This is a genomic window from Rhodoferax sp. (genome assembly GCF_023700745.1).
Lineage (GTDB): Bacteria > Pseudomonadota > Gammaproteobacteria > Burkholderiales > Burkholderiaceae_C > Rhodoferax.
In genome coordinates, this window is the sequence record NZ_JAMPYG010000034.1 from 1 (window position 1) to 5,602 (window position 5,602).

The window sequence follows — 5,602 nt, forward strand, 5'->3', positions numbered from 1 at the left end:
GAGCGCCCCATTTATGCCGGCAACGCCATTGCCACGGTGCAAAGCACAGACGCCATCAAGGTGCTGACGGTGCGCACCACCGGCTTTGACGCCGCCGCACAAGGGGGTGCAGCGGCCATTGAAAGTGTGCCAGCGCTGGCAGTTGCCGGCAACACCACTTACCTGGGCTCGGAGATCGCCAGGAACGACCGCCCCGAGCTGACCGCCGCCAAAGTCATCGTCGCCGGTGGCCGTGCCCTGGGTTCGCAAGAAAAGTTCAATGAGCTCATGATCCCGCTGGCCGACAAGCTGGGTGCGGCCATTGGTGCCAGCCGTGCTGCGGTTGACGCGGGTTATGCCGCCAATGACCTGCAAGTAGGCCAGACCGGCAAGATCGTGGCGCCCCAGCTCTACATTGCCGCGGGCATCAGTGGTGCCATCCAGCACCTGGCGGGCATGAAGGACTCCAAGGTGATCGTGGCGATCAACAAGGACCCCGAGGCACCGATCTTCAGTGTGGCCGACTACGGGCTCGAAGCTGACCTGTTTGTCGCCTTGCCCGAGCTGACGGCCGCGCTGTAAGTTGCTATGCCCATGAACACCGATTTGTTTCAACATCGCGGCCCGCTGGCCATCATCACCCTGGACAACCCACCCGTCAACAGCCTCGGGCATGCCTTGCGTCAACGCATCGTGACCGCGCTGGCAGCGGCGCAAGCCGACGCATCAGTTTGCGCGATTGTGCTGACAGGCAATGACAAGGCTTTTTGCGCCGGAGCCGATGTCAGTGAATTTGGCACGCCGCTGCAACGCGCCGAGCCGGTGCTGGCCACGGTGCTCGCAAAGGTCGAGGCCTGTTCCAAACCGGTGGTCGCCGCCATCAGCGGCGTGGCGCTGGGCGGTGGACTGGAGTTGGCGCTGGCCTGCCACAGCCGCGTCGCCCTGGAAAGCGCCAAGCTGGGCCTGCCCGAGATTTTGCTGGGACTGATCCCCGGTTCGGGCGGCACACAACGCTTGCCACGCCTGGTCGGCGTGGACACTGCACTCGCCATGATGCTGAGCGGTCACGCACAAAGCGCGCGCCAATTGGTGGACTCGGGGCTGCTTGATGACGTTGTGTCCCAGGACCTGATTGAAGCGGCTTGCGCACGGGCCATCTCCCTGGCAGACGAATTGGCCGTGAACAAGACTCTGCCCCGCGCCCGTGACCGTCAGCTCAATAGCAACACCACGCGTGCCCGACTGATCGACGAGCGCGCCAAGCTCACACCACGCCAGCAATTGCAACCCGCCTACACGGCCTTGCTGGACGCGCTGGAGGCCGCCACATTGCCCCTGGACGAGGGCTTGCAACGCGAGCGTGAACTGTTCCTGCAACTACAGGCCAGCACACAGTCCCAAGCCTTGCGATACCAATTTTTTGCCGAACGCGAGGCCAGCAAACTGCCTGCCAGCCTGAACGCCACGCCGCGCCCGCTACAGACCGTAGCCATCATTGGCGCCGGCACCATGGGCGCCGGCATAGCCATTTGCGCACTTGATGCCGGCATGGCCGTGATTTTGCTGGAACAGGACGATGGCGCGCTGCAACGCGGCCAACAGCGCATCAGCGATCACTACCAGGGCCGCGTGACGGCAGGCAAGATAAAAGCGAGCGCAGCGGCCGCCAATGAAGCACGCCTGACACCCAGCATTGACTGGGCGCAACTTGCCCGTGCCGATCTGGTGATCGAGGCCGTGTTTGAAGACCTGACCGTCAAACAGGACGTGTTCAAAAAGATCGACCAGTACGCACATCCCGGCGCCGTGTTGGCCACCAACACCTCGTTCCTTGATGTGGACGCCATTGCCAACGCAACCAAACGCCCGCAAGACGTGTTGGGCCTGCACTTCTTCAGTCCGGCCAATGTCATGAAACTACTCGAAGTGGTACGCGGTGCCCAGTCCAGTCCGGATGTGCTGGCCACCGGGATGGATTTAGGCAAGAAGCTAAAAAAATTGCCCATCCTCACCGGTAACGCCTTTGGCTTCATCGGTAACCGCATCTACAACGCCTACCGAAAGCAGTGCGAATTCATGCTCGAAGACGGCGCCTGGCCCGAAGACGTGGACAGCGCGCTGCAAGCCTTCGGCTTTGCCATGGGCCCGTTTGCTGTGGCCGACCTAACCGGACTGGACATTGCCTGGCGCATGCGCAAATCCCAGGCGGCCAGTCGTGATCCGCGCGAACGTTATGTGAGCATTCTCGACCAGCTGTGCGAACAAGGGCGCCTCGGCCGCAAGACAGGTGCCGGTTATTACAACTACCCTGACGGCAAAAAATCCAGGGCGACGGATACCGTCGTGCACGACATCATCGCACAGGCTTCGCAGCAGCGCGGCCTCACCCGACACCCTCTGAGCGCTGCACAAATTCAGCGCCGTGCCATGCTCGCCATGGTCAACGAAGCGGCGCTGTTACTGCAGGAAGGTGTCGCCAGCCGCGCCACCGACATTGACGTGGTGCTGGTGCAAGGCTACGGTTTTCCGCGCTGGGAAGGCGGCCCGGTGTTCTGGTCCCGCCAGCAAGACCGGGCAGCGCTGGAAAGCGATTTGCAAACCCTGGCCAGCGCGTCAGGCCACGGCTTTGTATTGGCTGATCTGTCGATCCTGCTGGACTGACACACACCGACCGACGAAAGGAAACACCTCATGAATCAAGCTTACATTTGCGACGCCATTCGCACCCCCTTCGGTCGCTACGGCGGTGCCTTGAGCAGTGTGCGCACGGACGACCTCGGGGCCATCCCACTCAAGGCCCTGATGGCACGCAACCCGAATGTGGACTGGCAAGCCGTGACCGACGTGATTTTTGGCTGTGCCAACCAGGCCGGCGAAGACAACCGCAACGTGGCCCGCATGGCAACCCTGCTGTCGGGCTTGCCCATGAGCATCCCCGGCGCCACCCTGAACCGCCTGTGCGGCTCGGGCCTGGACGCCGTGGGCAGCGCAGCCCGTGCCATCAAGGCCGGCGAAGCCACGCTGATGATCGCCGGTGGGGTCGAAAGCATGAGCCGCGCGCCCTTTGTCATGCCCAAGGCGGAGAGCGCCTTCAGCCGCAGCAACGCGGTGTATGACTCCACCATCGGCTGGCGCTTTGTCAACAAACTCATGAAAACCCAGTACGGCATCGATTCCATGCCGGAAACTGCAGAGAACGTGGCGACCGAATACAAGATTGAGCGCGAAGCACAGGACCGCATGGCACTGTCTAGCCAGATGAAAGCCGTCGCGGCCCAAAAGGCCGGCCACCTGGCGCGTGAAATCACGGCCGTCACGATCCTCCAGAAAAAGGGCGACGCCCTGGTCGTTGACAAGGACGAACATCCGCGCGAAACCAGCCTGGACGCGCTGGCCAAACTCAAGCCCATCGTACGTCCGGACGGCACCGTCACCGCCGGCAATGCCAGCGGCGTCAACGATGGTGCCTGTGCCATGCTGATCGCCGACGAAGCGACCGCCGCCCGCCATGGCCTGACGCCGCGCGCCCGCGTGCTTGGCATGGCATCCGTCGGCCTGGCGCCACGCCTCATGGGCATGGGCCCGGCACCGGCCACGCAACAAGTGCTGGCGCTGACCGGCTTGAGCCTGGCGCAACTCGATGTGATTGAACTCAACGAAGCCTTTGCCGCCCAAGGTCTGGCGGTGCTGCGCGAGCTGGGCCTGCCCGATGACGATGCGCGCGTCAACGCCTGGGGCGGCGCCATTGCCCTGGGTCACCCGCTGGGCGCCTCGGGCGCGCGTTTGGCCACGACTGCCGTAAACCGCCTGCATGCCACGGGCGGCCGCTACGCGCTGTGCACCATGTGCATTGGCGTCGGACAAGGGATCGCCCTGATTCTGGAGCGCGTTTGAGTGAGTTAACCATGACCCCCCAAGACATCCTGACCCAATACGGTCCCCGAGAATCGATGGAATACGACGTGGTCGTGGTCGGAGGCGGCCCCGCCGGCCTCTCGACCGCCATCCGCCTGAAACAACTCGCTGCAGAAAAAGCCCAGGACATCTCGGTGGTGGTGCTGGAAAAAGGCTCCGAGCCCGGCGCCCACATCCTCTCGGGTGCGGTGCTCGACCCCAGATCGCTGACCGAGCTGTTCCCCGACTGGCAAGCCATGGGTGCACCCCTGAACCAGCCCGTCACCGACGAGGCCATGATGTTTCTCTCGCAGACCACTGGCTACCGCACGCCCAACATGTTCCTGCCCGAATGCAGTCAGAACCACGGCAACTACATCATCAGCCTGGGCGCACTGACGCGCTGGCTGGCCCAACAGGCCGAGAACCTGGGCGTCGAGATCTTCCCCGGCTTTGCCGCCGCCGAAGTGCTCTACGACGAAGCCGGTGCCAAGGACGGGAACTTACCTGCGGTAAGAGGCGTGGCCACCGGCAACATGGGCGTGGAGAAGAATGGCGAGCCCGGCCCCAACTTCCAGATCGGCATGGCGCTGCTTGGCAAATACACCGTCTTTGCCGAAGGCTCGCGCGGTCACCTGGGCAAACAGGTGATTGCCAAGTTCAATCTCGACGAGGGGTGCGACCCGCAAAGCTACGCCATCGGCATCAAGGAACTCTGGGAAGCCGAACCCAGCCGCCATGAACCCGGCCTGGTGGTGCACACCGCGGGCTGGCCGATGGAGGACAACACCTACGGCGGCTCCTTCCTGTACCACATGGAAGACAACAAGATCGCCCTCGGGTTCATCACCGGTCTGAACTACAGCAACCCCTACCTGAGTCCGTTTGAGGAATTCCAGCGCTGGAAGACCCACCCCAACATCCGCTGGTACCTGGAAAACGACAAGGGTGAAGTCACCGGCAAGCGCCTGGCCTATGGCGCGCGCGCCATCACCGCCGGTGGCCTGCTGGCGCTGCCCAAGACGGTGTTCCCGGGGGGCGCGCTGGTGGGCTGTGATGCCGGCTTTTTGAACGTGAGCCGCATCAAGGGCAGCCACTCGGCGATCAAGTCGGGCATGCTGGCGGCTGAAGCGGCGTTTGAGGCGGTGAGCGCGGGTCGTGCACACGACGAACTCAGCGCCTACCCGCAAGCCTTCGAGGACAGCTGGCTGTACACCGAGCTCAACAAGTCACGCAATTTCAAGGCCTGGTTCAAGTATGGCCTGACCGTGGGCACGCTGATGAACGGTCTGGAGCAGTTTGGCCTGAAGGGCAACATGCCCTGGACCATCCGGCGCGACAAGCCTGACCATGCCTACCTGAAGCCGGCCTCGGAATGTAAGCCCATTGACTATCCCAAGCCCGATGGCAAGCTCACTTTTGACCGTCTGAGCAGTGTCTTCATCAGCAATGTCAACCATGAAGAGAACCAGCCCGCGCACCTGACCTTGAAAGATGCCAGCGTGCCGGTGAGTGTGAACCTGGCCCAGTACGCCGGGCCCGAGGCGCGTTACTGCCCGGCCGGTGTGTATGAGTTCGTGAAAAACGACGACAACACGGACCGCCTGCAGATCAACGCGGCCAATTGCGTGCATTGCAAGACCTGCGATATCAAGGACCCGACGCAGAACATCGTCTGGGTCACCCCAGAGGGTGGCGGTGGGCCCAATTACGCGGGAATGTGAGTTAC

At 62.9% G+C, this 5,602-nt stretch carries 4 protein-coding genes; all 4 read left to right on the top strand.

The window, feature by feature from the left end:
• Positions 1-561: FAD-binding protein (locus NDJ10_RS15205; RefSeq protein ID WP_296163850.1), on the top strand; the 561-nt coding region annotated here is incomplete at its 5' end.
• Between the two features lie 12 nt (positions 562-573).
• Positions 574-2,640 carry a 3-hydroxyacyl-CoA dehydrogenase NAD-binding domain-containing protein gene (locus tag NDJ10_RS15210; protein ID WP_296163852.1) on the top strand — a complete coding sequence of 689 codons (2,067 nt, stop codon included), beginning with the start codon at positions 574-576 and terminating at the stop codon, positions 2,638-2,640.
• Between the two features lie 30 nt (positions 2,641-2,670).
• A complete protein-coding gene (gene pcaF / locus NDJ10_RS15215; RefSeq protein ID WP_296163854.1) occupies positions 2,671-3,873 on the top strand; it encodes a 3-oxoadipyl-CoA thiolase in 1,203 nt (400 codons plus the stop codon).
• Positions 3,874-3,884: 11 nt separating this feature from the next.
• Positions 3,885-5,597 (top strand): electron transfer flavoprotein-ubiquinone oxidoreductase, encoded by a 1,713-nt coding sequence (locus tag NDJ10_RS15220; RefSeq protein ID WP_296163856.1) that lies wholly within the window; start codon positions 3,885-3,887, stop codon positions 5,595-5,597.
• Positions 5,598-5,602 lie beyond the last annotated feature (5 nt).

Excerpts from the sequence above, each read along its gene's own strand:
- NDJ10_RS15210 (WP_296163852.1), top strand. The coding sequence starts at position 574 with ATGAACACCGATTTGTTTCAACATCGCGGCCCGCTGGCCATCATCACC.
- pcaF (WP_296163854.1), top strand. The coding sequence starts at position 2,671 with ATGAATCAAGCTTACATTTGCGACGCCATTCGCACCCCCTTCGGTCGC.
- NDJ10_RS15220 (WP_296163856.1), top strand. The coding sequence starts at position 3,885 with ATGACCCCCCAAGACATCCTGACCCAATACGGTCCCCGAGAATCGATG.